The organism is Microbacterium sp. PI-1 (assembly GCF_004337555.1).
GTDB lineage: Bacteria > Actinomycetota > Actinomycetes > Actinomycetales > Microbacteriaceae > Microbacterium > Microbacterium aurugineum.
In genome coordinates this window covers 212,328-238,580 of sequence record NZ_SJYZ01000003.1, presented here as the reverse complement: position 1 = coordinate 238,580, position 26,253 = coordinate 212,328, and the positions used below count along the sequence as shown (strand labels likewise).

The window sequence follows — 26,253 nt, the reverse complement described above, 5'->3', positions numbered from 1 at the left end:
TGGAGGGCTATGTCCTCCCCTGTGATCTCCTATCCGCCGGAGCTGCCCGTCAGCGCAGCCAGGGCCGAGATCGCCGACGCCATCCGCGACCACCAGGTCGTGATCGTCGCGGGGGCCACCGGATCCGGCAAGACGACACAGCTGCCGAAGATCGCCCTCGAACTCGGGCGGGAGCGCATCGCCCACACGCAGCCACGCCGCCTCGCGGCCCGCACCATCGCAGAGCGTGTCGCCGAAGAGCTCCAGGTCGAGCTCGGCACCCTGGTCGGCTACAAGGTGCGTTTCACCGACAAGGTCTCCGATGCCACCCGCATCGCGCTGATGACCGACGGCATCCTCCTCAACGAGATCCACCGCGACCGACTGCTCACGCGCTACGACACGATCATCATCGACGAGGCGCACGAGCGCTCCCTCAACGTCGATTTCCTCCTCGGCTACCTCTCACGCATCCTGCCCGAGCGCCCCGACCTCAAGGTCGTCATCACCTCGGCGACGATCGATCCGGAGAGCTTCGCGAAGCACTTCGCGGCGGCCGACGGCACCCCGGCTCCGATCATCGAGGTGTCCGGGCGTACCTATCCCGTGGAGATCCGCTACCGCGGACCGTCGGAGGACCCCGACGAGGACGATCAGGCCGGCGACCCGGAGGACGAAGTCTCGGCGATCGTCTCCGCGCTGCGCGAGCTCGACCGGGAGGCGCCGGGCGATGTGCTGGTGTTCCTGCCCGGCGAAGCCGAGATCCGCGACGCGACCGACGCCGTTCGCGGCGCATACGCGAACGACCGTGCCCCCACCGAGGTGCTTCCGCTGTTCGGACGCCTCTCGGCCGCAGATCAGCACCGGGTGTTCGAGCGCAGTCGGGTGCCTGGCGTGCGCCGCCGGGTGATCCTCGCGACCAACGTCGCCGAGACGAGTCTCACCGTTCCCGGCATCAAGTACGTGATCGACACCGGTACCGCCCGGATCTCGCGCTACAGCAACCGATCCAAGGTGCAGCGCCTGCCGATCGAGGCGATCTCGCAGGCCTCGGCGAACCAGCGCTCGGGCCGCGCAGGCCGCACCAGCGACGGCATCGCGATCCGCCTCTACTCGGAAGAGGACTTCGACCGGAGGCCGGAATTCACCGAGCCCGAGATCCTGCGGACGTCACTCGCATCGGTCATCCTGCAGATGCTCTCGCTCGGCTTCGGCGACATCAGCGCCTTCCCGTTCCTGACCCCGCCGGACTCCCGCGGTGTGAAGGCGGCATTCGATCTGCTCACCGAGCTCGGCGCGGTCGAGCCCTCCCGCCGTGACGGCTCCCCGCACCTCACGCGCACGGGGCGTGAGATCTCGCGCATGCCGATCGACCCGCGGTTCGCACGGATGCTGATCGAGGCGGGACGCACGGGATCGGGCGGCTCGGTCACTCGCGACGTGCTCGCGATCGTCTCGGGAATGACGATCCAGGACGTGCGCGAGCGGCCGGAGGAGCGCCGCGAGGAGGCCGACCGGCAGCACGCACGCTTCGTCGACCCGACGAGCGACTTCCTGACCTTGCTGAACCTGTGGAATCACCTGCGCGAGCAGCAGCGCGAGCTCGGCTCGAGTGCGTTCCGCCGACTCTGCCGCTCCGAGCACCTCAACTACGTGCGGGTGCGGGAGTGGTTCGACGTGCACCGTCAACTCCGCACCCTCGTGAAGACCCCCGACCGCCCGCGCGACGAGACCGGGACGAGCGACCCCGACGCCATCCATCGCGCCCTGCTGTCCGGCCTGCTCTCGCAGATCGGCATCCTGGACGAACGCACGGCACCCGCCGGCAAGTCGCACTCCCCCGCGAAGGAGCCGAAAGGCCGCCGCATCGCGGAGTATCGGGGCGCCCGCGGCATCCGCTTCTCGATCTTCCCCGGGTCAGGGCTGCGCAAGAAGAGTCCTCGCGCGGTGATCGCCGCCGAGATCGTCGAGACCTCGCGCACGTTCGCCCGCACGGTCGCCGCGATCGACCCGGCCTGGGCCGAACCCCTGGCGGGCGACCTCGCCAAGCGGCAGGTCACCGAGCCCCACTGGTCGAAGGATGCCGGGGCCGCGGTCGCCTTCGAGAAGGTGACGCTGTTCGGGCTCGAGATCATCCCGCGACGGCGCGTGCAGTTCGCGCGCATCGACCGGGCGGCGTCGCGCGAACTCTTCGTACGGCATGCGCTCGTCGAGGGCGACTGGGATCCGGCGCGCATCGACAAGCGGGTGAGTGCGTTCTGGCGCAGCAACGCCGAACTGCGCAAACGCCTCGAGAAGCTCGAGGAGCGTGAGCGCCGTCGCGACATCCTCGCCGGCGACGAGGCCGTGTTCCGGTTCTACGACGAACGCATCCCCGCCGAGGTGTTCGATGTGCGCTCCTTCGAGAGCTGGTGGCGCGAAGCCATGGCCACCACGCCGAAGCTGCTCGTGATGCGCGAGAGCGACCTGATCGACGACGAGGAACGCGCGGATCAGCGCGAGTTCCCGACGCGGTGGACGCAGGGCGACCAGGTGCTCGGTCTCGCGTACCGGTTCGAGCCCGGCGCCGACGACGACGGCGTCAGCGTGGTCGTGCCGCTGCCGCTGCTCGCGCAGATCGAGGACCGCGGTTTCGACTGGCAGGTTCCGGGGCTGCGCGCCGAACTCGTGACGGGGCTGCTGCGCGCGCTCCCCAAGGCGATCCGGCGCCATGTCGTCCCCGCCGCCGACTGGGCCGAGAAGTTCGGCGCCGAGCTCATCGAGGAAGGCCCGGAGTCGCACGGCGGACTCCCTCCGCGCACGCTCAAGGAAGCGCTCGCCCGACGGATCCAGCCGCTCGCGAACCAGCTCGTGTCCGCGACCGACTTCGACGACGAGCGGGTCCCTCCGCACCTGCGCATGAACTTCCGCGCCGTGGACGAGCGCGGCAGGATCGTCGGCTCCGGCCGCGATCTGCGGGCGCTGCAGACGCGACTCTCCGACCGTGCGCGCAGCAGCGTCGCCCGCTCGATCGCCGCCCCTCCCCGATCCGGGAGCTCCGGTGGAGGTCGCGGGCCCGAACGCGTCGCCGCGGCTCCGGTCGAGCAGACCGGCCTCACGGGGTGGACCTTCGGAGACCTGCCCGAGGTGCTCGACACCCGGGTCGCCGGCGGTGTCGTGCGCGGCTATCCCGCCATCGTGGACCAGGGCAAGAGCGTGTCGGTGCGGGTCGAGTCGACCCCGGAGGCCGCTGCCGCCTCCACCCGCGACGGCGTGCTGCGCCTGGTGCTGCTCGGTGTGCCCTCCCCCTCCTCGTATGTGCAGGAGCACCTCACGAGTCAGGAGAAGCTGGCACTCGCCGCCTCGCCGTACCCGTCCGCCGCCGCTCTCATCGAGGACTGCCGGGCGGCCGTCGCCCGCAAGGCCATCGAGCGTGTCGTGCCGGAAGGGATCGTGCGCAACGAGGCGGACTTCGCGACGGTGCGCGACGCGGTCTCGGCCACGCTCGTCGATGATCTCTTCGCGTGCGTCTCGCTGGTCGCACGCATCCTCACCCGATCCCGCGACGTCGAACGCGGCATCAAGTCCCAGAATTCGCTCGCGCTGCTCGGACCGCTCAACGACATCCGCACCCAGCTGAGCGGCCTTCTGCATGCCGGCTTCGTCTCCGCCGCCGGTGTCGACCGTCTCGCACAGTTCCCCCGCTACCTGGAGGGGATGCTCGACCGCCTGAAGACCCTCGCCAGCGAGCCGGGCAAGGACCGCGCCCGCATGACCGAGTACGAGCGCATGGCGAACGCGTTCGAGGACGCCGGGGGCACGATTCCCCTCCGCCGCGACGCGACGCCTTCGCTCGTCGAGGTGCGCTGGCTGCTGGAGGAGTACCGCGTGAGTGTGTTCGCGCAGCGCCTGGGTACCGCCCAGCCGGTGTCGCCGCAGCGCATCATGAAGGCGCTCTCGGGTCGCTGACCCGCGGCGAGAACCGGTCGGGTCCCGCAGGTCCTCTTCCCGCCACCAGCAGCAGGCCGACGAGCAACAGGACGACTCCCAGTGGAAGCAACGGCTGGACTGCGGTGCCGCCCGTCGTGGGAAGTGTGCCGCCACCACCCGCTGCCGGTGGCCGTACCTCGAACGTCGCACGAACGGCACCGCTGTCCTCGCCCTCGAGGATGACGCTGTGAGTTCCCGGTTCGAGGTCCAGCGGCACCGTGAAATCGAACGCGATGTCCCCGCCGACCGAAGCGGTGAAACGACCGAGCTCGATCGGCGTCGATTCCAGAGTCGCGATGATGCTCTCCCCGGGGAGGAACCCCAGCCCCACGACTCCTTGTATTTCGCCGGCGATGCGCGAGTCGAAGGCGAGAGAGACGCGAGCGCCGCCCACGCGAACGAGCGTCGCGTCGGAGACGTTCCCGAACTCATCGGCGGCGGTCGCCGACACGAGCGCGCCCAGCGCGAGCGGTTCGTCCGGTACGCACTCGAATCGGGAGTCCGCGCCCACGGTGCTGACACAGATCACGGTCCCGCCACTGTCCCGCACCGTCACGGTGAGACCGGGGAGAGAAGTGCCGGAAACACGGCTTCCGTTCGTGGGGTCGAGCACCGGCGCGGGCGGCGGCGAAGCCACGACCGTCACGGTGACGGGGTCGGAGTCCGGAGAGGTGTTCCCTCCCGCGTCCGTCTGCACGGCGACCAGTGTCACGGAGCCGGACTCGAATGGCGTCGCGGGAAAGCACTGCCACCGTCCGTCCGTACCGACGACGGTCGTGCAGGTGTCGGTACCGTTGGCAGCCACCGTCACGGTCGCACCCGGCTCTCCGTCACCCTCTATCGACGGACGCGATCCCACCGTCGAACCGTCGACGGGGGTGTCGATGACCACCGCATCGGGAGGCGTGGTGTCGAGCACTTCCACCTCCGCGACATCGGCCCCGGACACGCCGCTGATCGCAAAGGAAACGATCGCCGTGCCCGGCTCATCCGACGTGAGAGTGGCTGTGTGGGTACCGTCGCCGTTGTCGAGGGGCGTGGAGAGGCTTCCGAGAGTCGTCATCATCGACACTCCGACAGACTCAACCGTGGGATTGCCGTAGCGATCCGCGAGGTGAACGGTGATCGTCGAGCTGCCTGCTCCCGCTTCGAACTGCGGAGGCGATGCGGAGATCGTCGATGACCCCGCATCCGGCGGACCCGCCACGAATGCCACGGTCGCCGTGTCCGTATCGGCCACACCGTCGACGGTGAACGACACCGTCGCAGTGCCCGCCGTGGTCGACGACGTCAACACCGCACGATACGTGCCATCGCCCTCATCCGACACCGACCCGATCGTCCCCGCGGACGAGCTGATACCCACGACTTCCCCGAGCCCTGGAACGGGGTTGCCGAATGCGTCCCGCACCACCACGGTCACCGTCGACGTCGACACCCCATCCGCGACGATCGAGTCCTCGGACACGGAAATCGTCGAGGAGTTCGCATCCGGTGAACCTGCCACGAACGCCACTGTGGCGGTGTCCGTACCCGGCACATCCTCGACGGTGAACGACACGGTCGCGGTGCCCGCCGTGGTCGACGACGTCAACACCGCACGATACGTCCCGTCGCCCTCATCAGCGACGGACCCGACCACTCCCGCAGACGAGCTGATCCCCACGACATCCCCGAGTCCCGGAACGGGGTTGCCGAGTGCATCCCGCACCACCACGCTCACCGTCGACGTCGACACCCCATCCGCGACGATCGAGTCCTCGGACACGGAAATCGTCGACGATCCCGCATCCGGCACCCCCGCCACGAACGCCACGACCACCGAGCGCGTCGCGGGCGCTCCATCCACGGTGAAGGTCACCGACGCCGACGGGGGCTCCGTACTCGTGGGCGCGGTGAGGATCGAGGTGTAGGTACCGTCGCCGTTGTCCACCGCGGTCGTGATGCTGCCCGCGGTCGTCGCCATCTCCACGTCGTCCCCGCCTCCCCCTACGGGGTTGCCCGAAGCATCGAGCAGACGCACGGTGATTGTCGACGTGCTGACGCCGTCGGCTTCGAGGAATCCGGGGTCGGCCTCGATCGTGGACGTGCCGGGATCAGGAGCACCCGCCACGAACTCCACCGACGCCGTCTGCGTCCCGGCGACTCCTTCGAGGGTGAAGGTCAGGATGGCCGTGCCGGTGATCGTGTCCGAGGTCAGCACGGCGTCATAGGTCCCGTCGCCGTTGTCGGAGGTCACACTCACCGTTCCCGCGGTCGTCTCGATCACCACCGCCCCTCCCGAGACGTTCAGGACGTTGTCGAACGCGTCATACAGCGTGACCGTGACGATCGACTCCGACCCACCATCCGCGGTGAGGACCGCCGGTTGCGCGTCGATCTGCGAAGTGGAGGCATCCGCCTGCCCCGCCACGAACTGCACCACCGTCGTCGCGACACCATCGACGCCATCGACCGTGAAGCTCACCACCGCGGTCGCCGCCTGCGTGGTCGACGTCAACGCCGCCGTATAGGTGCCGTCGGCATTGTCCGTCACCGCCCCGACGGTGCCGATGTCGGAGAGGATCTCCACGATGTCGCCGGCATCGGTGACCGGGTTCGACTGCGCATCACGAAGCGTCACCGTGATCTGCGCCGTCGAGACGCCGTCGGCGACGATGACACCCGGAACTGCCGCGATCGACGAGGTCGCCGGATCCGCCACCCCGGCCACGAACGTCACCACCGCATCATCAGTGCCCACCGCGCCGCCGATCGCGAACGTCACAGTCGCCTGCCCCGCCGCCGTCGACGACGTCAACGTCGACGTATACGTGCCATCCGCGTTGTCCACGGGAGCACTGAGCGAACCGGCAGTCGTATCCATCGTCACCGCGACACCACCCGACGTCAGCGGGTTGCCCTCGGCATCCCTCAGCGTCACCGTGACCGTCGACGTCGACACACCATCCGCAGTGATCGACGTCGGATCCGCCTCGATCGTGGACGTGTCCGCCGACGCATCACCGGCGACGAACGCGACCTCGACCGTCGCCACCGCAGCCACCCCGCCGATAGTGAAGCCCACCGTGGCCGCCCCCACCGCCGTCGGTGCCTGCAACGTCGCCGTATACGTGCCGTCCCCGTTGTCGACCGTCCCGGAAACCATCCCCGCGTCGGTCACGATCTCCACATCGTCCCCGCCGACGCCCAGCGGATTGCCGTTGGCATCGACCAACGTCACCGTGACCTGCGACGACGACACACCATCCGCAACAAGCTCGGTAGGAGCAGCGTCGATCAACGACTGCGTCAGATCAGCAGCACCCGGCGTGAAGTCCACCTCAACCGTCGCAGCAGCAGCCGCACCATCGATCGTGAACGACACCGTCGCCGTCCCCGCCGTCGTGTCCGACGTCAAAGTCGCCCCATACGTCCCCTCACCGTTGTCCACCGTCGCCGACACCGAACCGACATCACTCAGAATCTCGACGACAGCACCGCCGACCGCCAACGGATTCCCCTGCCCATCGACCAGCCGCACCGTCACAGCCGAACTCGACACACCATCCGCCTCGATCGACACCGGGTCAGCCTCGATCGTCGACGAATCCAGATCCGGGGCACCCGCCACGAACTCCACCGACGCCGTCTGCGTGGAGAGCACCCCATCCACCCGGAAGGACACGACCGCCTCACCGGCGACGGCGGAGGTCACCTGCGCCGTCCAGGTGCCGTCGCCCTGATCGACCGGTACCGAGAGCGAGCCCGACGTGGTCTCGAGGGTGACGACGACGCCCGTGGTCACTGGATTGTCGAACTCATCGCGGACCGACACGGTCACCTCCGCGGCGGCGACACCGTCGGCGACAACCGTGTCCGGGACAGCCGTGATCGTCGAGTCGTCTGGACTGGCGCTGCCGGCGACGAACTCGATCTCCGCCGTCGCCGATGCGGGAACCCCGTCGACCGTGAAGGACACCTCGGCGGTACCGCTGACCGTCGACGTGGCGTAGGCGACGACCGCGCCGGCAGAGATGGTCGGGGCAGTGATCGTCCCCACCGTGATCGAGAACTCCGCCTGCCCTGGGGACGGGACGACCGCGTTGCCGAACGAGTCGAAGAGGGTCACTTCCACGGTCGATGCCGAAACGCCGTCAGCCGTCACCGTCGTGGGGGCTGCCACGATGACAGCGTTGCCCGGGTCCGCCTCGCCTGCGACGAACTCTACTGTCGTCGTGTTCGGACTCAGCACTCCGCCCACGCGGAAGCCCAGTGTTGCCACCGAGGCGGTGGTCGACGCGGTGAGTATGGCCGCGTAGGTCCCGTCGCCGTTGTCGGTCGTGGTGGTGACTGCACCGGCGTCCGTGAAGATGTCGACGTCCGCACCGCCTTCGACCAGAAGCGTGCCCTGCGCGTCGCGCACAGAGACGGTGACCGTCGCCGTCGAGACACCGTCGGCGACGATCACCGTCGGATCGGCGACGATGCCGGAGGTCACCGCATCGGGTGCGCCCGCGAGGAACTGCACCTGCGTGGTGTTGTCGCCCGTCGCACCGTCGACGACGAAGCCCAGTGTCGCGATGCCCGGTGAGGGAGGCGCGGTGAGTATCGCGGTGTACGTGCCGTCGCCGTAGTCCACGGGCGTGGAAAGGCTACCGAGGTCACTGGTGATCTCGACGTCAGCGCCCCCGACGCCGAGGGGGTTGCCGTTGGCGTCGATCAGCGTCACGGTGATCGCCGATTGGCTCACGCCGTCGGCCGTGACTGCCGACGGCGAGGCGCTGATGGTGGATTCCGACACCGATGCCGCGCCAGGCACGAGCTGGATCTGTGCGGAATTCGTGCCGATCGTGCTGTCGATGACAGGTCGCAGCGTGGCCACGCCTGCCGTGGTCGGAGCGACGAAGGTCGCCGTGTACGTGCCGTCACCGTTGTCGGTCGCGGTCGAGACTGAGCCGGTGTCGATCGCGATGCTGATGTCCGCTCCGCCGACGCCGACAAGATTGCCGTAGCCATCGACCACCGTGACGGTGACGGTGGACGACGAGACACCATCTGCCACCAGAGAGTCCGGGTCCACGGCTATCGTCGTCGTCGATGCGGACGGTTCACCGGCGGTGAAGTTGACCGCCACCGTCTGCTCTCCTGGCTGGCCCTCGTAGGTGAAGCCGATCGTCGCGATGCCCGTCGTCGTGGGCGCCACGAGCGTCCCGGTCCAGGTTCCGTCACCGTTGTCGGTCACCCCGACGATCTGGCCTGCGTCGGTGAGGATATCGACCGCCCCGCCCGTCGATACGAGGTTGCCGAGCGCATCGCGCAACGTCACGGTGACGACCGCGCCGGATTCGCCGTCGGCCGGCAAGGAGAGAACAGAGGACACGATCGTCGAGGTGGTCAGGGAGACCGGTCCGGCGACGAATTCGACTGTCGCCGGAGGCCCGACGATCTCGATCGCGCCACCGATGAATGCTTGAACCGAGAAGAAGCCGGAGACCACCGAGGTCACAGGAACCGAGCACATGCCCGCTCCATCGGTCACACACGAGGTCGCGCCGAGGTCGGCGTCGTCGGAGACCTGGAAGGTGACGAGGATGCCGGCGAGGTCTTCACCCGCGGCGTTGCGGACGGTGACGATGGCCGAGTGCTCGTCGGTTCCATCGGCGATGCGTGATCCTGCGGTCGTCTCCAACAGCGACTCGGTCGCGCTCGGTTCGTCATCATCGAGCACTGTCACCGCGACCGGGTCGAGGAGCAGGCCGTCGAAGTTGGGGTCGGGGGAACTGACGGCATGTTCGATCGAGGTCGGTCGATCGCCGTTGACCAGCAAGTCATCGACGGCCTCGATCGTCACCGACCCCGAAACCGCGGTGGTGCCGATGACCAGCGGCGTCGGTGTGACGGACACCCACGACGGATCGGCGATCACCTGGTCGATGGTGATCGGGGCGGTGGCGGCGAGGCTCGTGGTGACGACATAGTCTTCGCCCGCCTCCCCCTCGGTCACCGTGAGCGAGGTCGGTGCGAGCGAGAGGGGAGACACATACGTGACGACGTTGTCGGTGGACGTGGAAGCGACGGACGGGTTGCCGTCGAGATCGACCACGGCGCCCGCCGCCAAACCTGCTTCCACCGACCCGGAGGCATCGGCGCGCACGACGACTTCGAACGTCGTCGATGTGATCGCGACGACATCGACCACGCGGGCACCCGGCGCCGTCGAGTTCGACACGTCGATCGCGCCGGCTTCGAGCGCACCGGCGATCGGCTCCGAGAACTGGACCGAGAAGCGGATGTCACGTTCGGAGGTGGGGTCGGCTTGACTGGCCGCCTGGTCGACGGTGACGCGCGGCCCGCAGCCATCCGGCTCGGTCTGAGCCACGATGCGCGAGTACTGCGAGCTCGCCCCGGTGGCCGCTATCGTCTGGATCCGGATGTTGCCGGGGCCGAGTGTGTAGGGAACGGTCACGGTCGTCGGCGTCGACACGGCTTCTGCTCGACCGAGGTAGACCTCCGCCTGCGTGGCGGCCGTGTAGTAGAGGTCGAGGTCGACCGGAACGAGCGGGATCGAGCCCACGGTCGGCGGCGCGACGACGACATCGAGAGTGCACTGCAGCGTGTCATAACTCACGGAGGTGGGGAACCAGGTCGTGATCCCTTGATTGGCCGTCAGCGACGCGTTGTGGACGAGCGCGATCGAATTCGTCTCGTTCGTCGCCGTCCCCCCTCCGAACGATGCCGGACCGAAGGTGTTGCGCTGCACGGTGAGGATCCCCGACCCCGGGCCCACGTACACGGAGTTCTGCACCCGACCGTCGAAGGAGTTCGAGTCGACCGTCCACCCGCTCGGTTGCAACGCGGTGCGCCCCATATCGCTGAAGAAGACGCCGAATCCGGTCGTCCTTCCGGGCGTGTGCTCGAAGGAGTTGCGGGAGATCAGGTTGTCGCTGCCTGCCCGGTTGATCCAGACCGACGTGTATCCGGAGGTGTTGTTGATGTTGATGAACCGATTGCCGACGATCCGAGCCTCGGTGAGGGTCGCCCCCCGCAGATCGAGCGGGAAACGACCGGGTTGGAATCCGTCGAAGATCGACCCCGTGATCGTCAGACGGGTGAGCGCAGCCGCGCCTTGGACGACCACAGCGTCATAGGCATCCGTGTCGGGGTTGATGAACCGCATCGCGTCGAGGGTCAGATCGTTGAGGGTCGCACCGTTCGCGATGCCGATCGCTCCTCCACCGCCACCCCACGGGGAGCCGACCTCCACGTTGCGCAGGGTCACTCGATCCGAGCCGCCGGCGAACCAGAAGCACCGTTCGAGGGCGATGCTGCCGGAATCGACGCAGCTGCCGTTCTCCACGGTGACATCGTCACCGCTGGGGCCGAACACGAAGGCGGTCTCATTGGAGCGGACGTTCTCGAAGTTGCGCACGGTCACACCGGGACCGTTGAGGTAGAACGCGGCCACGCCGTTGCCGTCATTGAGCGACGCCACTCCCAACCGGCTCTGGAAGTCGATGACCACGCTTCGGGTCGCCAGGAACGCCGCTCCGCCGTCTCCGAAGGGCGACAATGCTCCGACGTGCATCCAGTTTGCCGCGCCGGATCCCGAGACCACGATCGTGCCGCTGGGCTGCACACCGGGTGTGGAGGCATCGACGTCTTCTGCCGGTGCGATCACGATGGTGTCGTCGACGGCGCTGGCGTTGGACTCCTGCAGCGCCGCGCGGAGCGTGCACACTCCGGTGGAGGTCAGACACACCCCGTCGCCCGGGCTCAGGTCGTCGCCCTGATGGCTGAGCGAGTCGATGAGGAAGACTCTGTCAGCGGCGACGGCGGGTTGCGTGGGGCCCACGACTGCGGCGACGATCACCGTCAGAAGCGCACCGACGACCACCATCGCTCGCAGGCGGAATCTCCGTCGTTGAGATTCTGGCCTACCTGCGCTGTGTCTGTGAGCCATCGTGAGCCTCCCGGCCCAACCCCCGTAATGTCAGGATGCCCAGGGCATCGACCTGGCACAAGCCCATCTTTGGCGCACGCCGGGAACTTGGAAACGGGCATAGCCTGGGGACATGGCTCGCGCGATCGTGTACACCGAAATCGGCTCCCCGGACGTCCTGCACCTGATCGAGATCCCCGACCCGGTCGCGGCCCGCGGTGAGGTCGTCGTGCGGATCGAGGCGGCGGGTGTGAATCCGATCGACGCGAAGCTCCGCGGCGGCAAGCGGCCCTCTCCGCCGATCACCGAGCCGCGTCCGGTCGGCTTCGACGGCGCCGGGGTGATCGAGGTGCTCGGCGAGGGCGTCGACGATCTCCGGGTCGGCGACCGGGTGGCGATCCGAGACGGGCACGGCACGTACGCCTCCGCGCTCGCCGTCCCCGCGGAGAACCTCGCACCTCTTCCGGACGCGGTCACGATGGCCGAGGGCGCCGCGATCGGCATTCCGGCAGGAACCGCCTACCAGGCCCTTCGCTCTCTCGATGTCGTCGACGGCGACGTGCTTCTCGTGCACGGAGGCTCAGGGGCGGTCGGGCAGGCCGCCGTGCAGTTCGCCGTCGCCTGGGGCGCGACCGTGATCGCAACCGGAAGCCCTGCCCGCCACGACCAGCTGCGCGAACTCGGCGCCCTCCCCGTGGCATACGGCGACGGGCTGATCGACCGGATCCGCGACGCCGCTCCCTCCGCCGTCACGGTGGTGCTCGACTGTGCCGGCACCGACGAGGCGATCGAGACGTCCCTCGCGCTGGTGTCCGACCGCGACCGTATCGCGACGATCGTTCGAGGACCGGATGCCGCGTCGTTCGGCATCCGCGCCTTCTCCGGGGGCTCACCGGTGCCGCTCACCGACCAGGAGCTCGCATGGCGCGCCGAAGCGCTGCCTCAGACGATCGCGCTCCTGGAGACCGGGGACTTCACGGCCGAGCTCGGACAACAGTTGCCGCTTGCCGAGGCGGTGCGGGCCCATGAGCTCCTGGAGTCCGGCGCCGCCTCCGGAAAGATCATCCTGGTGCCGTAGGCGGGCCTCTGTCGATCGGGGCGCATGCCGGTGAAGAATGCGGCGTCGCGTCCGCGGCACCCCGTACGCTGAGACCATGACAGGTCTTCGGTGGGGAATCCTCGCGACCGGCGGTATCGCCGGCGCATTCGCGTCCGATCTGCGAACCGCGGGGCTCGACCTCGTGGCCGTCGGATCCCGCTCGCAGGAGTCGGCTGACGCCTTCGCCTCGCGCTTCGACATCCCCCACGCCCACCCCTCGTACGACGCTCTCGTCGCCGACCCCGACGTCGACATCATCTACGTCTCGACGCCGCACCCGATGCACCACGAGAACGCCCGGCTCGCACTCGAGGCCGGCAAGCACGTGCTGGTCGAGAAGGCGTTCACCCTGAACCGCGCCGAGGCCGAGGATCTGCAGGCGCTCGCGGCCGAGCGGGGACTGCTCGTCATGGAGGCCATGTGGACGCGCTATCTGCCGCACATGGTGCGCATCCGCGAGCTCATCGCCGAGGGCGCCCTGGGCGACATCCGCGCGGTCAGCGCGGATCACACCCAGCTGCTGCCCACCGACCCGGCGCACCGGCTCAACGCCCTCGAGCTCGGCGGCGGTGCCCTGCTCGATCTCGGCATCTATCCGATCTCCTTCATCTGGGACATCCTCGGCGCTCCGACCAGCATCCGCGCCGTGGGCAGGCTCATCGACACCGGCGCCGATTCCGAGGTCGCGACCGTGATGACGCATGAGGGCGGTGCGGTCTCCACCAGCCTCTCGTCGTCCCGGGCGGCAGGCCCCAACGTCGCGAGCATCCTCGGCACCGCGGCCCGCATCGACATCGACACGGTCTGGTACAGCCCGACCACGTTCCGCGTGATCCTCCCGGACGGCACCGTGCAGGAAGAGTACGTCTCCTCGGTCACGGGCCGCGGCATGCAGTATCAGGCTCATGCCGCCGAGCGCCTGGTGCGCGACGGGATCCTCGAAGGCGACATCCTGCCGATCGCCGAGAGCGTCGCGATCATGGGCGCGCTCGACGAGATCCGTGCGCAGATCGGCGTCCGCTACCCCCGTGAGGAGGCCTGATCATGGCCGAGACCACCGATGCCCGCGTCGCCGTCTATCTCGACTTCGACAACATCGTCATCTCCTGGTACGACCGCGTGCACGGGCGCAACGCCTATGGCAAGGACCGGCAGCGCATCACCGAGAACCCGAACGATCCGGAGGTCGTCGACCGTCTGGGACGCGCGATGATCGAGGTCGGGGCGATCATCGACTACGCCGCGTCTTTCGGCACCCTGGTGTTGACGCGGGCATACGCCGACTGGTCGTCGCCGGTGAACGCCGAATACCGCTCTCAGCTCGTGGCCCGCGCGGTCGACCTCGTACAGCTCTTCCCTGCCGCCGCCTACGCCAAGAACGGCGCCGACATCCGGCTCGCCGTCGATGCGGTCGAAGACATGTTCCGGCTGCCCGACCTCACGCACGTCGTGATCGTGGCGGGTGACAGCGACTACGTGCCGCTCGCGCAACGCTGCAAGCGGCTCGGTCGCTATGTGATCGGGGTCGGGGTGTCTGGCTCGACCGCGAAGTCGCTCGCGGCGGCCTGCGACGAGTTCGAGTCCTACGACTCGCTGCCCGGAGTCGTGCGCCCCGTCAAGACCACTCCCCCGCCTGTCGCGGCGAAGGCAGAAGCCGTGGTCGAGGCCACCGCCGATGCCGCCGACACCGCCGAGGCGAGCACCGATACGGCCAAGGCCAAGACCCCGCGCCGGGCCAAGTCCAAGGCGGCGGCCCCTGCTCCGACGAAGATCGATGAGCAGGGCGAGGCGACGCAACTGCTCGAGCGCGCCCTCCGCCTCGGTCACGACAAGGCGGACGCCGACGAATGGCTGCACAGCTCCGCAGTGAAGACGCATATGCGCCGCATGGACCCGTCGTTCAGCGAGAAGGCGCTCGGCTACCGGTCCTTCTCCGACTTCCTGAAGTCGCGCGACGACATCGCCGAGCTGGAGGAGACCGGACACGAGCGTCTGGTCCGCCTCCGCGAGCCCGCCGTCTGACAGCGCGCGGGCTCCGCCGGGTTCGTCACTGGTTGCGAAACGCCGCGTCGAAGGACGCCGCAGGAGGCGGCCACAGCAGGGAGCGCACGAAGCCGAGTGCTTCGGCCGCTCCGTGCAGACGATCCATCCCGGCGTCCTCCCACTCGATCGAGATCGGACCGCCGTAACCGATGGCGTCGAGGGCACGGAAGGCGTCCTCCCAGGGCACATCCCCGTGCCCGGTGGAGACGAAGTCCCATCCCCGTCGCGGGTCTCCCCACGGGAGATGCGAGCCGAGCACCCCGGCCCGACCGTTGTGCGGTCTCATCCGGGTGTCCTTGCAGTCCACGTGGTAGATGCGGTCCGCGAAGTCGACGATGAACCCGACCGGATCGATGTTCTGCCACATCATGTGCGACGGATCCCAGTTGAATCCGAACGCCTCACGGTGATCGATCGCCTCGAGAGCACGCACACTCGACCAGTAGTCGTAGGCGATCTCCCCGGGGTGCACCTCGTGCGCGAACCGCACGCCCTCACCGTCGAAGACGTCGAGGATCGGATTCCACCGTTGCGCGAAATCCTCGAATCCGCTCTCGATCACGGAGGCCGGCACCGGCGGGAACATCGCCACGTAGGGCCAGATCGATGAGCCGGTGAACCCGACCACCGTATCGACGCCGAGCTTGCGTGCGACCCGGGCCGCGCGCTTCATGTCCTCGGCCGCGCGTTGCCGCACCCCCTCCGCATCACCGTCGCCCCACACGTGATCGCGCAGGATCGCCTGGTGACGGAAGTCGATCGGCGCATCGCACACCGCCTGTCCGGCGAGATGATTCGAGATCGCGAAGACCTCGAGTCCGTGGCGATCGAGGATCTCCTTGCGCGAGGCCAGGTAGGCGTCGTCCTCGTCGGCTCGGCGCAGATCGAGGTGGTCCCCGGAGGCGGCGACCTCGAGACCGTCGTAGCCCCACCCCGCCGCGAGACGCGCGACCTCCTCGAAGGGCAGATCAGCCCATTGACCGGTGAACAGGGTGACCGGGTGGCTCGTCATGGATACTCCTTCGTATCGTTGCGGGCGTGTCGCGTTTCGGTGGTCAGGCTCCGAAGGCTCGGAGGGCGGCGATGCTGCGGGAAGCGAGTTCGTCCTGGCTCGGGGCGAGTGGGCGCCAGACGGAGGCGGCGACCGCGATCGTGGCGTTCTCGCCGGTGAAGCTCTCCAGTCCGAGCGGACCTCGATAGTCGGCGTCGTCGAGCGCCTGAAGAATGCCCGGCCAGTCGGCGTGGTCGTCACCGACGGCGCCGCGGTCGGTGCCGCAGACCTGCACGTGCGCGATCGCCGACCCCGCAGCGCGGATCGCATCGGCCGGCTGCTTCTCCTCGATGTGGAGATGGTAGGTGTCGAGCGCGAGACCGACACCGGCACCGAGGAGCGGTGTGAGCGCGTCGAGACTCTGCTCGACCGTGTTGAGCACACTCGTCTCGTAACGGTTCAGAGGTTCGACGGCCAGCGTCACTCCCCTGTCGCATGCCTCGTCAGCGACCACCGCGAGGTTCTCGCGCACCTCAGCGACCACCGCGCGGCGCTCGTCGGCGTCCATCCGCCAGGCGACTCCGGTCGGCGCGTAGAACGGTCCGGCCACCACGTCGGCGCCGACCGTCGTCGCCGCCGCGATACACGCACGAAGATAGTCCTGAGTGGCCCCGACATCGCCGACGCGGGCGACCAGCGAGCGACCGGGCCCCATTGCGCCGACCACGATCGCACCGAGTCCCCACGCGTCGAGCACATCGCGAGTCCGCTCAGGGTCCCAATCGCCGACGTTCTCGAGCGGCAGCTCCAGAGCGTCATAGCCGAGGTTCGCGGCTTTGCGGGCGAGTGGTTCGAGAGTCGCATCCGTCAGCGGAGACGTCCACACCCAGGTGTTGACGGCGATCGTGCGGGGCATCGTTGTCCTCTTGCTCATGACCGTGCTCTCCCACCCTCCCATTCCGCGGGTGCGGAGCGGAAGGGCGGGAGAGCACATCGGTTACGGGATCTGCCGTTCCTGCCAGACGGTGGGGTAGCCGGGAAGGTTCTCCCCGCCGAACTTGGCGTAGTGGCCGTCGGGCATGCCCTCGTTGGCTTCGAGGTAGTCGTCGAGCTCGGGCGCCGTGATCGGCTTCTGCGGGAGCACCCACTCCTTCGGGACCTCTTCACCGGCGAAGATCATCTTCGCGGCGAGGAGCGGGGTACGCCACTGGAAGTTCGAGTACACCGGGGCCAAGCCCGTGAGACCCGTGTCCTTCCACTTGCGCAGGAAGCTCATCTCGTCCTCACCCGTCATGACGGGGTAGTCCGCACCGGCATCTTCGAACGCCTCGATGGCCGCGACCGCTCCGTCACCGGCGTCCATCCAGATGCCGTCGACGTCTCCCTTGGCCAGCTCGTCACTGATGATGCTCTTGATCTCGGCCGGGTCCGCGCCCGTGAAGTGGTCCACGGCCTCGATCCCCGCCTCGTCGAACAGCTTCTTCGCACCAGCCCAGCGGTGCTCGAGCACGTCCACACCCGGGAGGATGCGCAGTGCCACGACCTTGTCGCCCTCTTCGAGGTTGTCGATCAGGAACTCGGCGGTGTCGATACCCCAGGCGAAGCCGCCGATCGGGTGGATGAAGGTGACAGGGCAGTCGGTGTTGACGCCGCGGTCGAAGACCACGACCGGCTTGCCCGTCTCACACGCCCGCTCCACGGCCGGGGTCATGGCCGCCGTGCTGTTGGGCGAGATCAGGAACACGTCGCAGTTGCCCTCGGAGATGAAGTAGTCGATGTCAGCGATCTGCGTGTCATCGGAGTCCTGCGCGTCGCGCGTCTCCATCTCGCTGATCGCTCCGTCGGCCTGCAGCGCCTTCAGCTGTTCGTTCATCGTGATCCAGCCGGTCTGGCGCCACGGGTTCGAGATCGACGCGTTGGCGAAGCAGGCCTTCTTGGCCCCCTCGGCGGCGAACTCGGATGTGTCGACCATCTCGGCGTTGATGTACTGCAGATAGGGTTCGTCGGCGGGTCCCTGCGGATCGATGCCGCGCTCCTCGTCCTGCTTGTCGAAGAGCTCCTGATCGAACCACTCCGTCGTCTCCGCTGCCGCATCAGGGTTCTCCGAGTCGGCCGGCGCCACGGACGGGTCGGTCGTGCACCCGGCGAGCGCGATGAGGCCGAAGAGAGCCACCCCTGCGGTGGCGATCTTCATTGATCGTCGCATTGCTAATCTCCTCTGGTTTCTGTGTGGATGGTGCTGGTGGAAAGGGGTTCTGCGGGAGGGACATCGGAAGACTGCGGACTTCGTCGCCGGCGGGCACGGAACGCGACGGCGGAGTAGGCGACGGCGGCGATGATGATGACGCCCTGGACAGCGTCTCGGAGCGTGGACGGGACCCCTGCGATGTTGAGCAGCATGAACAGGGCCTCGAGGGCGAAAGCTCCGGCGACGGCACCGACGATCCAGCCGCGACCGCCGCCGAGGACCACTCCGCCGAGCACGACCGCCGTGATCGCCGTGAATTCGTAGCCGCGACCGACCGACGGGTGCACACCTGCGTAGCCGACGAGGAGTACCGCCGACAGCGATGCCGACAGCGACGAGATGATGAAGGCACGCGTCGTCGCCCAGGCCCGACGCGCTCCGGCGTAGTCGACCGCGACCGCGTTGTCGCCGACGGCGATGAGCGTCTTTCCCAGCGGACGCTTCGTGATCCAGATGCCCAGCGCCAACCAGACGATCAGCAGCAGCACCGCCCACGGGATGAAATCGAGGAACGGCACGTCGCGGATCCCGCCACGACCGATCTCCCGGAAGCTGTCGGCGGGATTGCCCGTGGCCGCGCCTCCCGTCCACCACATGACCCCGCCGAGGAGGGCGAGCATCATTCCGAGGGTGACGATGAACGAAGGCACCTTGAGCCGGGTGGTGATCAGCCCGTTGACGATCCCGACGGCCACGGCGAACACGATCATGAGCAGCAGCACCGGAATCGTGCGGGCGTCGTCCTGCCCGACCAGATTCCCGGCGATGATGACCTGTGCCGTGATGAGCGATCCCTGCGACAGATCGAACTCGCCGGCGATGATCACGAAGTACTGGCCGATCGCGACGATGGCGATCGGTGCGACCCGCTGGAGGAACCGCATGAACTGTCCCGGTTCGGCGAAGCTCGGGTTGAGGATCGTGACCGCCACGAGCAGGATCGCCAGCAGCAGGAACACCGCCCCACGGGGGCTGACGAGTGTGCGCAGCGTGTTCATGCGCGCCCTCCTTGCGACGCGGAGCCGGCATCGGGAGTGGTCTCGACGAGCTGCGATGCGGCCGCGGCCATCTCCGCGTCCGCAGCCTTCGCGGCGTCATCGCCGCCGGTCCGTGTACCACCGGCGCCGAATCGCGGGCGCCGTCGGATGATCGAACGACGGCTGTACACGGCGACGGCGGCCACGATCACGATGCCGCGGACGACATCCTTGAAGAACGGATTGACCTGCATCACGCTCATCACGTTGTCGACGACGGCCAGGATCGCGACGCCGCCGATCGTGCCCCAGACCGAGCCGCGCCCGCCGAGCAGGAGCGTGCCGCCGAGGACGACGGCCGCGATCGAGAGGAGCGCGTAGCCACCCTGCTGGCCCACCGTGGGGCTGCCGACGCCGAGCCGGCTGGCGAGGAGCAGACCCGCGAGCCCCGCGAAGACCGAGCACAGGACGTGGGCCCAGATGAGCGGCATCCGCGTGCGGACTCCCGAAAGTCGGGCGATCTCGGGGTCGCCGCCGACGGCGAAGAGGTGGGCGCCGGTGCGGGTGCGATTGAGCAGGATCCACACCACCACGGCCAACGCGATCATGATGAGCGTCGAAACCGGGATCGGGCCGAGTCCGGTGGCGCCGATGAGCTGGAAGGCCCACGGGACGTCGCCTGCCGAGCCCTCGAAGTTCGTGTTCAGGATGCCCTGCAGGATGAGACCGACGCCGAGAGTGGCGATGAAGCCGTTCACCTTGAGGACGGTGACGATGAGACCGTTCGCGAGCCCGATGCCGGCGCACACGAGGAGCGTGACGACCACGGCGAGAGGGATGTTCCCCGGGTTGCCGTTCATCGTCGTGGCCGCCAGCAGGCTCGACAGGCTGATCACGTAGGTGACGGAGAGATCGAGCGAGGCACCGATCACGACCAGCGTCTGCCCGATGGCCACGAGCCCGAGGACGCTCATCCCGGTCAGGATGTCCCGGATGTTGCCGGGACTGAAGAAGTTTCGCCCCACCGTCGCGACGAGGATCGCACCGACGATGAGCACGAGCAGGAGGATGGCGAGGACGATGACGGTCGAGTCGACCCGGAGCCGCTTCATCGCGTACCCCCGTCCCCTGCGCTGTCGGAATCACTCGCACCCGTCGCCGCCCCGAGGATCTCGTGCTCCGCAGAGCCCGCAGGGAGTTCGGCGACGAGCTCGCCATCGTGCATCACGAGGATCCGATCGCTCATCCCGATGACCTCCGGCAGTTCGCTCGACACCATCAGCACGGCCTTCCCCTGCGCTGCGAGTTCGCGCATGAGCTGGTACACGGCGTATTTCGCCCCCACATCGATGCCGCGGGTCGGTTCGTCGAAGAGGACGATCTGCGGTTGGGTGAGCAGCCACTTCGCCAGCACGACCTTCTGCTGGTTGCCGCCCGACAGGAAGCGCACTTCCTGATCGACGCCCCGAGAGCTGACTTCGAGCGAGGTGAGGACGCCGGGCACCTCGCGACGGGACGCCGTCGTCCGGCCCGCGAAGACGCTGCGCACGACCAGAAGGGCGTTGTCGAGGACCGATTGGCCGAGCGCGAGCCCCTGCGCCTTGCGATCCTCGGACACGAGGGCGAGTCCGGCGCGGACCGCAGCCCGCGCACCGGTGATGCGTGCAGGTTCCCCGTCGATCCGCATCGAGCCCCGGGTGAACGCCTGGATGCCGAAGATCCCTTCCACGAGTTCGGTGCGACCGGATCCCTGGAGACCGGCGATGCCGACGATCTCCCCGGCACGCAGCGTGAGCGACACCCCGTCGACATAGGCGTTGCCGCAGCCGTCCAACTCGAGCCGTGGCCGGCCCACGACCGTTCCCTCGAGCGCATCGGGGAAGTACGACTGGATCGACCGCCCGACCATGCGCCGGACCAGTTCATCGGTCGTGAGCGCCGCGGTGTCGTCGGTCGAGACGAGAGCACCGTCCTTGAGGATCGTGATGCGGTCGCAGAGATCGAAGATCTCCTTGAGCCGGTGCGACACGTAGATCACGGCGACCCCGCGGGAGGTGAGCCGGCGGATGATCGCGTACAACAGCTCGACTTCGCGGTCGCTCAGCGCGGCGGTCGGTTCGTCCATCGAGATGACCCGGGCATCGAAGGAGAGCGCCTTGACGATCTCGACGATCTGCTGTTCGGCGACGGTGAGGGAACCGACACGCGCGGACGGCTCGATGAACGAGACGCCCAGGTCGGTCAGCAAGGCCTCGGTCCGCGTGTGCATCTCCCGCTGGTCGACGAAGCCGCCGCGGCGGGGCTCACGCCCGAGATAGACGTTCTGCGCGACGGTGCGCTCGGGCAGGAGCGTGAACTCCTGGAAGACCGTCACGATGCCGGCATCCATCGCCTGTCGGGGGTGTGCGTGGTGCACCTCTTCTCCGCGATACGAGATCGTCCCCCCGTCGGCCGGCTGCACACCCGCGATGATCTTCATGAGGGTCGACTTCCCCGCGCCGTTCTCGCCGACGAGGCCGTGCACCTCTCCGGGCCGCACATCGAAGTCGATACCGCTGAGCACTTCGACGCCGTAGAACGACTTGCGGATACCCTCCACCCGCAGCACGGGGTCGGTCGTGGTCGCGATCATGCCGTCACCTCCACCCATCGTCCGCCCTGCGCCGCCGAGTCGAGCACCGCTTCCGTCAGCACCGCCGACCGGAATCCGTCGGCGAACGTGGGGAGTCCGTCGGGCTGTGCACCGGCGATGGCCGCATAGACGTCGGCGACGAAACCGTTGAAGGCGTCCTGATAGCCCATCGCATGGCCGGCGGGGACCCGCTGGAGTCGCGCCGAGTCGGCGACGGATGACGCGGGGTCGCGCAACAGCGACCGGGATTCCTCACGCATGCCGATCCAGAGCTCCTCGGGTCTTTCCTGCTCGAAGCGGAGGGTCTGCTGCGAGCCGTGGAGTTCGAGGGTGAGGGCGTTCTTGCGGCCTGCCGCCATCTGCGAGATGAGGAGCGTGCCCAGGGCACCGGACTCGGTCTCGACGAGAAGGGCGACGATGTCCTCGGTGTCGACCGTCTGCCCCGATCGCTCGGAGAACACGCGTCGGGTGCGGGCGCTCAGCGTGCGGATTCGCTCGCCGGCCACGAACTCGACGAGGTCACACAGGTGCGAGCCGATGTCGGCGAAGGCTCGGGACGCACCCCCGGACTCGGAGCGCACTCGCCAGTCGTCGTCGCTCGGCAGGAGCATCCAGTCTTGAAGATACGAGCAGTCGAGGGTGAGCAGGTCACCGGCGTCACCGCGGGCGATCCGCGCTCTCGCCTCGCGCACCATCGGGTGGTAGCGGTAGATGAAGGGCACAGCGGCCACTCGGCCCCGAGCCTGAGCGGTCTCGGCGAGAATCCTGGCGTCCTGCGCGGTCGTGGCGAGCGGCTTCTCGCACACGACGTGCTTCCCGGCGTGGAGTGCCCGGAGCGCGAGGTCGGCATGTGTGGCGTTCGGGGTGCAGATGTGGACGACGTCGATGTCTGTGGCCTCGAGCACGCCGGCCGCATCGCTCTCCGCCCTCTCCGCGCCGAGGGCGTTCGCCGCATCGCGCCCTCCTGCCGCGGATCGGGTGGCGACCGCGCGCAGTTCCCCTCCGGCGTCGCGGGCCGCGGTGCGATGCACGCGGGCCATGAACCCTCCGCCGAGGATCCCGGTTCGGATCGTCCCGAGACCGGTGTCAGTGACATCCGTTGTCATGTCGCCGATTCTGACACAGAGCTTCCGACTTTTGCTACCCCATCGGCAAAAGTCGTGTACCCCAAATCAGAAGCCGATCGTCGAAAGGCCGAAGTGCTGTGGTTTACTGACGCCATGGTTGACGTTCTGAGGCCGGCTCCGGCGATCTCCTCCGGTGCGGGCGAGATCTTCCAGATCCTTCGCGACGGCCATGCCAGAACCAAAGCCGAACTCGCCGCGCTCACCGGACTCGCCCGCTCCACGGTCGCCCTGCGCGTGGATGCGCTCCTCGCTGCCGGGCTCCTGCGTCCCGCCGGCGAGGCGGCATCGACCGGAGGACGCCCGCCCGCCCGAGTCGCCTTCAACCCCCGTGCCGGTCTCGTCCTGGCCGTGGACCTCGGCGCGACGCACGCCACGGTGGCCGTGGCAGATCTGGCCGGGGTCATCCTCGACTCCCGCACGCGCACGATCGACATCGGCGACGGGCCCGAGAGGTTGCTCGACACCATTCTCACCGATGGCGGCGAACTCCTCAGGGCCACGAGCGACGAGGGGCTCCCCCTGGTCGGCGTCGGCATCGGGGTGCCCGGACCGGTGGAGCACTCCACCGGTCGACCGACCAATCCGCCGATCATGCCCGGATGGGACCGATTCGACGTTCCGGCCTACGTGCAGCGGGCTTTCGACGTGCCGGTGCTGGTCGACAACGATGTGAACATCCTCGCTCTCGGCGAGCAGGCGACGAGCTGGCCACAGGTCGACGATCTGATCTTCGTGAAGGTGTCCACCGGTATCGGTGCCGGCATCATCGCGGGTGGTCAGCTGCAGCGCGGCGCGCAGGGTTCCGCGGGCGACATGGGGCACGTCCAGGTCCCGAGCGGTGCCGGATCGACCCGCGAGCCGGATGACGACCGCGATCTCGAGGCCCTCGCCAGCGGGTCCGCCCTGGCGATCGCCCTCCGTGCGGAAGGACTCGATGCCCACAGCCCCGCGGATGTCGTCGCCCTCGTGCGATCGGGGAACACCTCAGCGATCGAAGCGACGCGTCAGGCCGGCCGTCATGTGGGCGAAGTCCTCGCCACCGTCGTCAACCTCCTGAACCCGTCGATCATCGTGCTGGGTGGCAGCATCGCACGCGCCGGAGAGCATCTCCTCGCCGGCGTCCGAGAGATCGTCTATCGTCGGTCGATCCCGCTCGCGACCCAGCATCTGGCCATCGTGCAATCGCAGGCGGGTGATCGCGCGGCTGTGTTGGGCGCCGCGATCATGGTCGCTCGGGAAGTCCTCTCGCCGGCGAGCGTCGACCGCTACGTGGCGGCGAAGGCGCGGTGACTCGCACCGTCGCCGCCACGGGCGGTGCCCGTCAGAGCGTGGCTTCGAACGGATCGAAGTCCGCGGCGAGCGCACCGACCTGACCGGCTGAGCTCTCCACGGAAACGAAGCTGCGCGATGCCGCGGCCTCCTCGATCGACAGGAGCGTGTCCAGCACGTGGTAGCCGAACTCCCCCGTGGCGACGTGCGGGCGACCAGCGGCGATTGAACGCGCCATGTCGAGCAGCCCGAGGCCGCGCCCGGAGAGCACGCCTTCCTGCGCGACGTCGATGACCTCTTGCTGGACCGGCTCCGGGGGGACGAACAGGCGGGTGAGCGGTCGGGTGATCGTGATCGCGCCACCGAACGTGTTGGGATCGGGGATCACGATCGTGCCCTCGGTGCCGGTGATCTCGACGATCCCCTGTCGCAGCAGCGGCGAATCGGTGCTGTACAGGCTCTGCGCCTGACCACCCTGCTCGAAGTCCATCAGGACGCTGAGCGTCGAGGGGATCTCGACCGGGAACTCCTGACCGGCGAGCTCGCCGACCTGAACGCGACGCGTCGGCGATCCCTGCAACCCGAGAGCCGCGACCGCGGCCACCGAGCCGAAGACATGCACGAGCGTCGAGACGTAGTACGGCCCCATGTCGAGCAGGGGCCCGCCACCCTTGGCATAGAGGAACGCCGGATTCGGGTGGAAGATCTCCGGCCCCTGCCACTGGAACGTGGTCTGGCCGAACAACGGTCGCCCGATGTCACCGCGCGCGATCGCCCGTTTCGCGGTCTGCACTCCCGGGCCGAGCACGGTGTCCGGAGCCACGCCGACCCGAAGGCCCGCGGCCTGCGCCCTCTCGAGCAGCCGACGGGACTCCTCCCGGCTGACCCCGATCGGCTTCTCGGTCCAGACGTGCTTGCCCGCGGCGATGATCGCCTCGGAGACCTCGACGTGCGACGCGGGGATCGTGAGATTGACCACGATGTCGATGTCGGGGTCGTTGAGCACCACGTCGACCCCACCGAAGCGCGGGACGCCGTACTTCTCGGCCTGCGCCTTCGCCCGCTCCTCGAGGAGATCCGCGACCGCGAGGACGCGGACGTCCGGGAACGTGGTGAGGTTCGACAGGTACTGATCGCTGATGTTGCCGGCACCGATGATGCCGACACCCACGGGGCCCGCCATCAGCCGGCGACCTTCTCATCGAGGTAGAGTCGGCTGCGCTCGATCGCGTCGAAGAGCTCCCCCTCGTAGTGGTCGAACTCGACGATGGCGAGTTCGAGCGCCGGGGCCGCAGCGATGGCCTCGACCAGCGGCACGGCGCCGTCCCCCGCGGCCACCTGGTCGGCGGGAGGGTACGCACCGGCGAGCGCCGGGTCGAGGGTGCCGTCCTTCGCATGCACCGCGATCACCCGGTCCCCCAGACGCTCGAGCAGCGCGACCGGGTCGACGCCACCGCGCGCAACCCAGTAGAGGTCGACTTCGAGGACCACGCGCTCATCGAGGAGTCCGGCGAGGACCTCGAGCCCGGTGACGCCGTCGAAGACCGCCTCCAGCTCGTGAGCGTGGTTGTGGTATCCGACGCGGACGCCGACACCTCCACCGATCTCGGCGGCCACGTTCAGCAGCCGTGCGGTCTCCTCGATCTGCTCGACCGACTCCCAGCGCGCGGGCTCGGTGTAGGGATCGATGACCGTGCCCATGCCGAGCACCTTCGCAGCCTCGAAGACCTCGGCGGGAGTCGGGACCGGCACCGTGGTGCCGCTGCCATCCGGATTCACGAACGACTCCGAGGCGAGGAACGCGTGCCCCGACGGCGCGGTCAGGCCCGCGGCCGAGAGCGCCGCGGCGAGGGGCTCGGCACGCCGGACGAAGTCGTACGGCTCGACGGCGGTGAAGCCGCGAGCGGCGACGGCCGTGAGCGAACCGTCGAGGTCGGCCTCCAGCTCGTCCTTGATGGTGAACAGCTGGAGGGAGGTCTGGATCGTCATCGTCGTGCT

Annotated in this window: 15 protein-coding genes; 5 read left to right on the top strand and 10 right to left on the bottom strand. The window is 68.4% G+C overall.

The genetic code is table 11. From position 1 onward, the window contains the following. The first annotated feature begins 9 nt into the window (after positions 1-9). Positions 10-3,927, top strand: coding sequence for an ATP-dependent RNA helicase HrpA (gene hrpA / locus E0W80_RS05050; RefSeq protein ID WP_131491555.1), 3,918 nt, complete (start codon positions 10-12; stop codon positions 3,925-3,927). Here the strand turns inward: hrpA and E0W80_RS05045 are convergent. After that, entirely contained in the window at positions 3,902-11,827 is a 7,926-nt protein-coding gene (locus E0W80_RS05045; RefSeq protein WP_165875394.1) for an invasin domain 3-containing protein, read from the bottom strand. The genes hrpA and E0W80_RS05045 overlap by 26 nt on opposite strands. Before the next feature lie 175 nt (positions 11,828-12,002). Here E0W80_RS05045 and E0W80_RS05040 point away from each other — a divergent pair, with 175 nt between their 5' ends. The 3 genes from E0W80_RS05040 (at position 12,003) to E0W80_RS05030 (ending at position 14,990) form a co-directional block, all read left to right on the top strand. After that, entirely contained in the window at positions 12,003-12,947 is a 945-nt protein-coding gene (locus E0W80_RS05040; RefSeq protein WP_131491553.1) for an NADP-dependent oxidoreductase, read from the top strand. A 76-nt stretch (positions 12,948-13,023) separates the two neighbouring features. Then, positions 13,024-14,010 (top strand): Gfo/Idh/MocA family oxidoreductase, encoded by a 987-nt coding sequence (locus E0W80_RS05035; protein WP_131491552.1) that lies wholly within the window; start codon positions 13,024-13,026, stop codon positions 14,008-14,010. Between the two features lie 2 nt (positions 14,011-14,012). Beyond that, positions 14,013-14,990, top strand: a complete 978-nt coding sequence (locus E0W80_RS05030) for an NYN domain-containing protein (RefSeq protein ID WP_131491551.1) — start codon at positions 14,013-14,015, stop codon at positions 14,988-14,990. Positions 14,991-15,015: 25 nt separating this feature from the next. On the opposite strand, the gene E0W80_RS05025 is transcribed toward E0W80_RS05030, so the two are convergent. The 7 genes from E0W80_RS05025 to E0W80_RS04995 form a co-directional block, all read right to left on the bottom strand. After that, positions 15,016-16,023 carry a sugar phosphate isomerase/epimerase family protein gene (locus E0W80_RS05025; protein ID WP_131491550.1) on the bottom strand — a complete coding sequence of 336 codons (1,008 nt, stop codon included), beginning with the start codon at positions 16,021-16,023 and terminating at the stop codon, positions 15,016-15,018. A gap of 43 nt (positions 16,024-16,066) precedes the next feature. Next, positions 16,067-16,918: a sugar phosphate isomerase/epimerase family protein gene (locus E0W80_RS05020; protein ID WP_131491549.1), complete on the bottom strand. Its 852-nt coding sequence runs from the start codon at positions 16,916-16,918 to the stop codon at positions 16,067-16,069. 81 nt (positions 16,919-16,999) lie between these two features. Further along, positions 17,000-18,208 carry a substrate-binding domain-containing protein gene (locus tag E0W80_RS05015; RefSeq protein WP_131491548.1) on the bottom strand — a complete coding sequence of 403 codons (1,209 nt, stop codon included), beginning with the start codon at positions 18,206-18,208 and terminating at the stop codon, positions 17,000-17,002. Positions 18,209-18,210: 2 nt separating this feature from the next. Beyond that, complete coding sequence (locus tag E0W80_RS05010) at positions 18,211-19,248, bottom strand: ABC transporter permease (RefSeq protein WP_131491547.1); 1,038 nt, start codon at positions 19,246-19,248, stop codon at positions 18,211-18,213. Next, complete coding sequence (locus E0W80_RS05005; protein ID WP_131491546.1) at positions 19,245-20,339, bottom strand: ABC transporter permease; 1,095 nt, start codon at positions 20,337-20,339, stop codon at positions 19,245-19,247. The genes E0W80_RS05010 and E0W80_RS05005 overlap by 4 nt, the downstream gene beginning before the upstream one ends. Next, positions 20,336-21,859, bottom strand: a complete 1,524-nt coding sequence (locus tag E0W80_RS05000) for a sugar ABC transporter ATP-binding protein (RefSeq protein WP_131491545.1) — start codon at positions 21,857-21,859, stop codon at positions 20,336-20,338. Before E0W80_RS05000 ends, E0W80_RS05005 begins: the two co-directional genes overlap by 4 nt. Beyond that, on the bottom strand, positions 21,856-22,965 hold the full coding sequence (locus E0W80_RS04995) for a Gfo/Idh/MocA family oxidoreductase (protein ID WP_131491544.1): 1,110 nt from the start codon (positions 22,963-22,965) through the stop codon (positions 21,856-21,858). The genes E0W80_RS05000 and E0W80_RS04995 overlap by 4 nt, the downstream gene beginning before the upstream one ends. A 114-nt stretch (positions 22,966-23,079) precedes the next feature. Here E0W80_RS04995 and E0W80_RS04990 point away from each other — a divergent pair, with 114 nt between their 5' ends. Then, positions 23,080-24,276, top strand: a complete 1,197-nt coding sequence (locus E0W80_RS04990; protein ID WP_131491543.1) for an ROK family protein — start codon at positions 23,080-23,082, stop codon at positions 24,274-24,276. Positions 24,277-24,307: 31 nt separating this feature from the next. On the opposite strand, the gene E0W80_RS04985 is transcribed toward E0W80_RS04990, so the two are convergent. Beyond that, positions 24,308-25,438, bottom strand: coding sequence for a Gfo/Idh/MocA family oxidoreductase (locus E0W80_RS04985; RefSeq protein ID WP_131491542.1), 1,131 nt, complete (start codon positions 25,436-25,438; stop codon positions 24,308-24,310). Beyond that, positions 25,438-26,244, bottom strand: coding sequence for a sugar phosphate isomerase/epimerase (locus E0W80_RS04980; RefSeq protein WP_131491541.1), 807 nt, complete (start codon positions 26,242-26,244; stop codon positions 25,438-25,440). The genes E0W80_RS04985 and E0W80_RS04980 overlap by 1 nt, the downstream gene beginning before the upstream one ends. Positions 26,245-26,253: the final 9 nt, after the last annotated feature.

Excerpts from the sequence above, each read along its gene's own strand:
- E0W80_RS05025 (WP_131491550.1), bottom strand. The coding sequence starts at position 16,023 with ATGACGAGCCACCCGGTCACCCTGTTCACCGGTCAATGGGCTGATCTG.
- E0W80_RS05010 (WP_131491547.1), bottom strand. The coding sequence starts at position 19,248 with ATGAACACGCTGCGCACACTCGTCAGCCCCCGTGGGGCGGTGTTCCTG.
- E0W80_RS04985 (WP_131491542.1), bottom strand. The coding sequence starts at position 25,438 with ATGGCGGGCCCCGTGGGTGTCGGCATCATCGGTGCCGGCAACATCAGC.
- E0W80_RS05005 (WP_131491546.1), bottom strand. The coding sequence starts at position 20,339 with ATGAAGCGGCTCCGGGTCGACTCGACCGTCATCGTCCTCGCCATCCTC.
- E0W80_RS04980 (WP_131491541.1), bottom strand. The coding sequence starts at position 26,244 with ATGACGATCCAGACCTCCCTCCAGCTGTTCACCATCAAGGACGAGCTG.
- E0W80_RS04995 (WP_131491544.1), bottom strand. The coding sequence starts at position 22,965 with ATGACAACGGATGTCACTGACACCGGTCTCGGGACGATCCGAACCGGG.
- E0W80_RS05020 (WP_131491549.1), bottom strand. The coding sequence starts at position 16,918 with ATGCCCCGCACGATCGCCGTCAACACCTGGGTGTGGACGTCTCCGCTG.
- E0W80_RS05015 (WP_131491548.1), bottom strand. The coding sequence starts at position 18,208 with ATGCGACGATCAATGAAGATCGCCACCGCAGGGGTGGCTCTCTTCGGC.
- E0W80_RS04990 (WP_131491543.1), top strand. The coding sequence starts at position 23,080 with ATGGTTGACGTTCTGAGGCCGGCTCCGGCGATCTCCTCCGGTGCGGGC.
- E0W80_RS05040 (WP_131491553.1), top strand. The coding sequence starts at position 12,003 with ATGGCTCGCGCGATCGTGTACACCGAAATCGGCTCCCCGGACGTCCTG.
- hrpA (WP_131491555.1), top strand. The coding sequence starts at position 10 with ATGTCCTCCCCTGTGATCTCCTATCCGCCGGAGCTGCCCGTCAGCGCA.
- E0W80_RS05045 (WP_165875394.1), bottom strand. The coding sequence starts at position 11,827 with ATGGTGGTCGTCGGTGCGCTTCTGACGGTGATCGTCGCCGCAGTCGTG.
- E0W80_RS05000 (WP_131491545.1), bottom strand. The coding sequence starts at position 21,859 with ATGATCGCGACCACGACCGACCCCGTGCTGCGGGTGGAGGGTATCCGC.
- E0W80_RS05035 (WP_131491552.1), top strand. The coding sequence starts at position 13,024 with ATGACAGGTCTTCGGTGGGGAATCCTCGCGACCGGCGGTATCGCCGGC.
- E0W80_RS05030 (WP_131491551.1), top strand. The coding sequence starts at position 14,013 with ATGGCCGAGACCACCGATGCCCGCGTCGCCGTCTATCTCGACTTCGAC.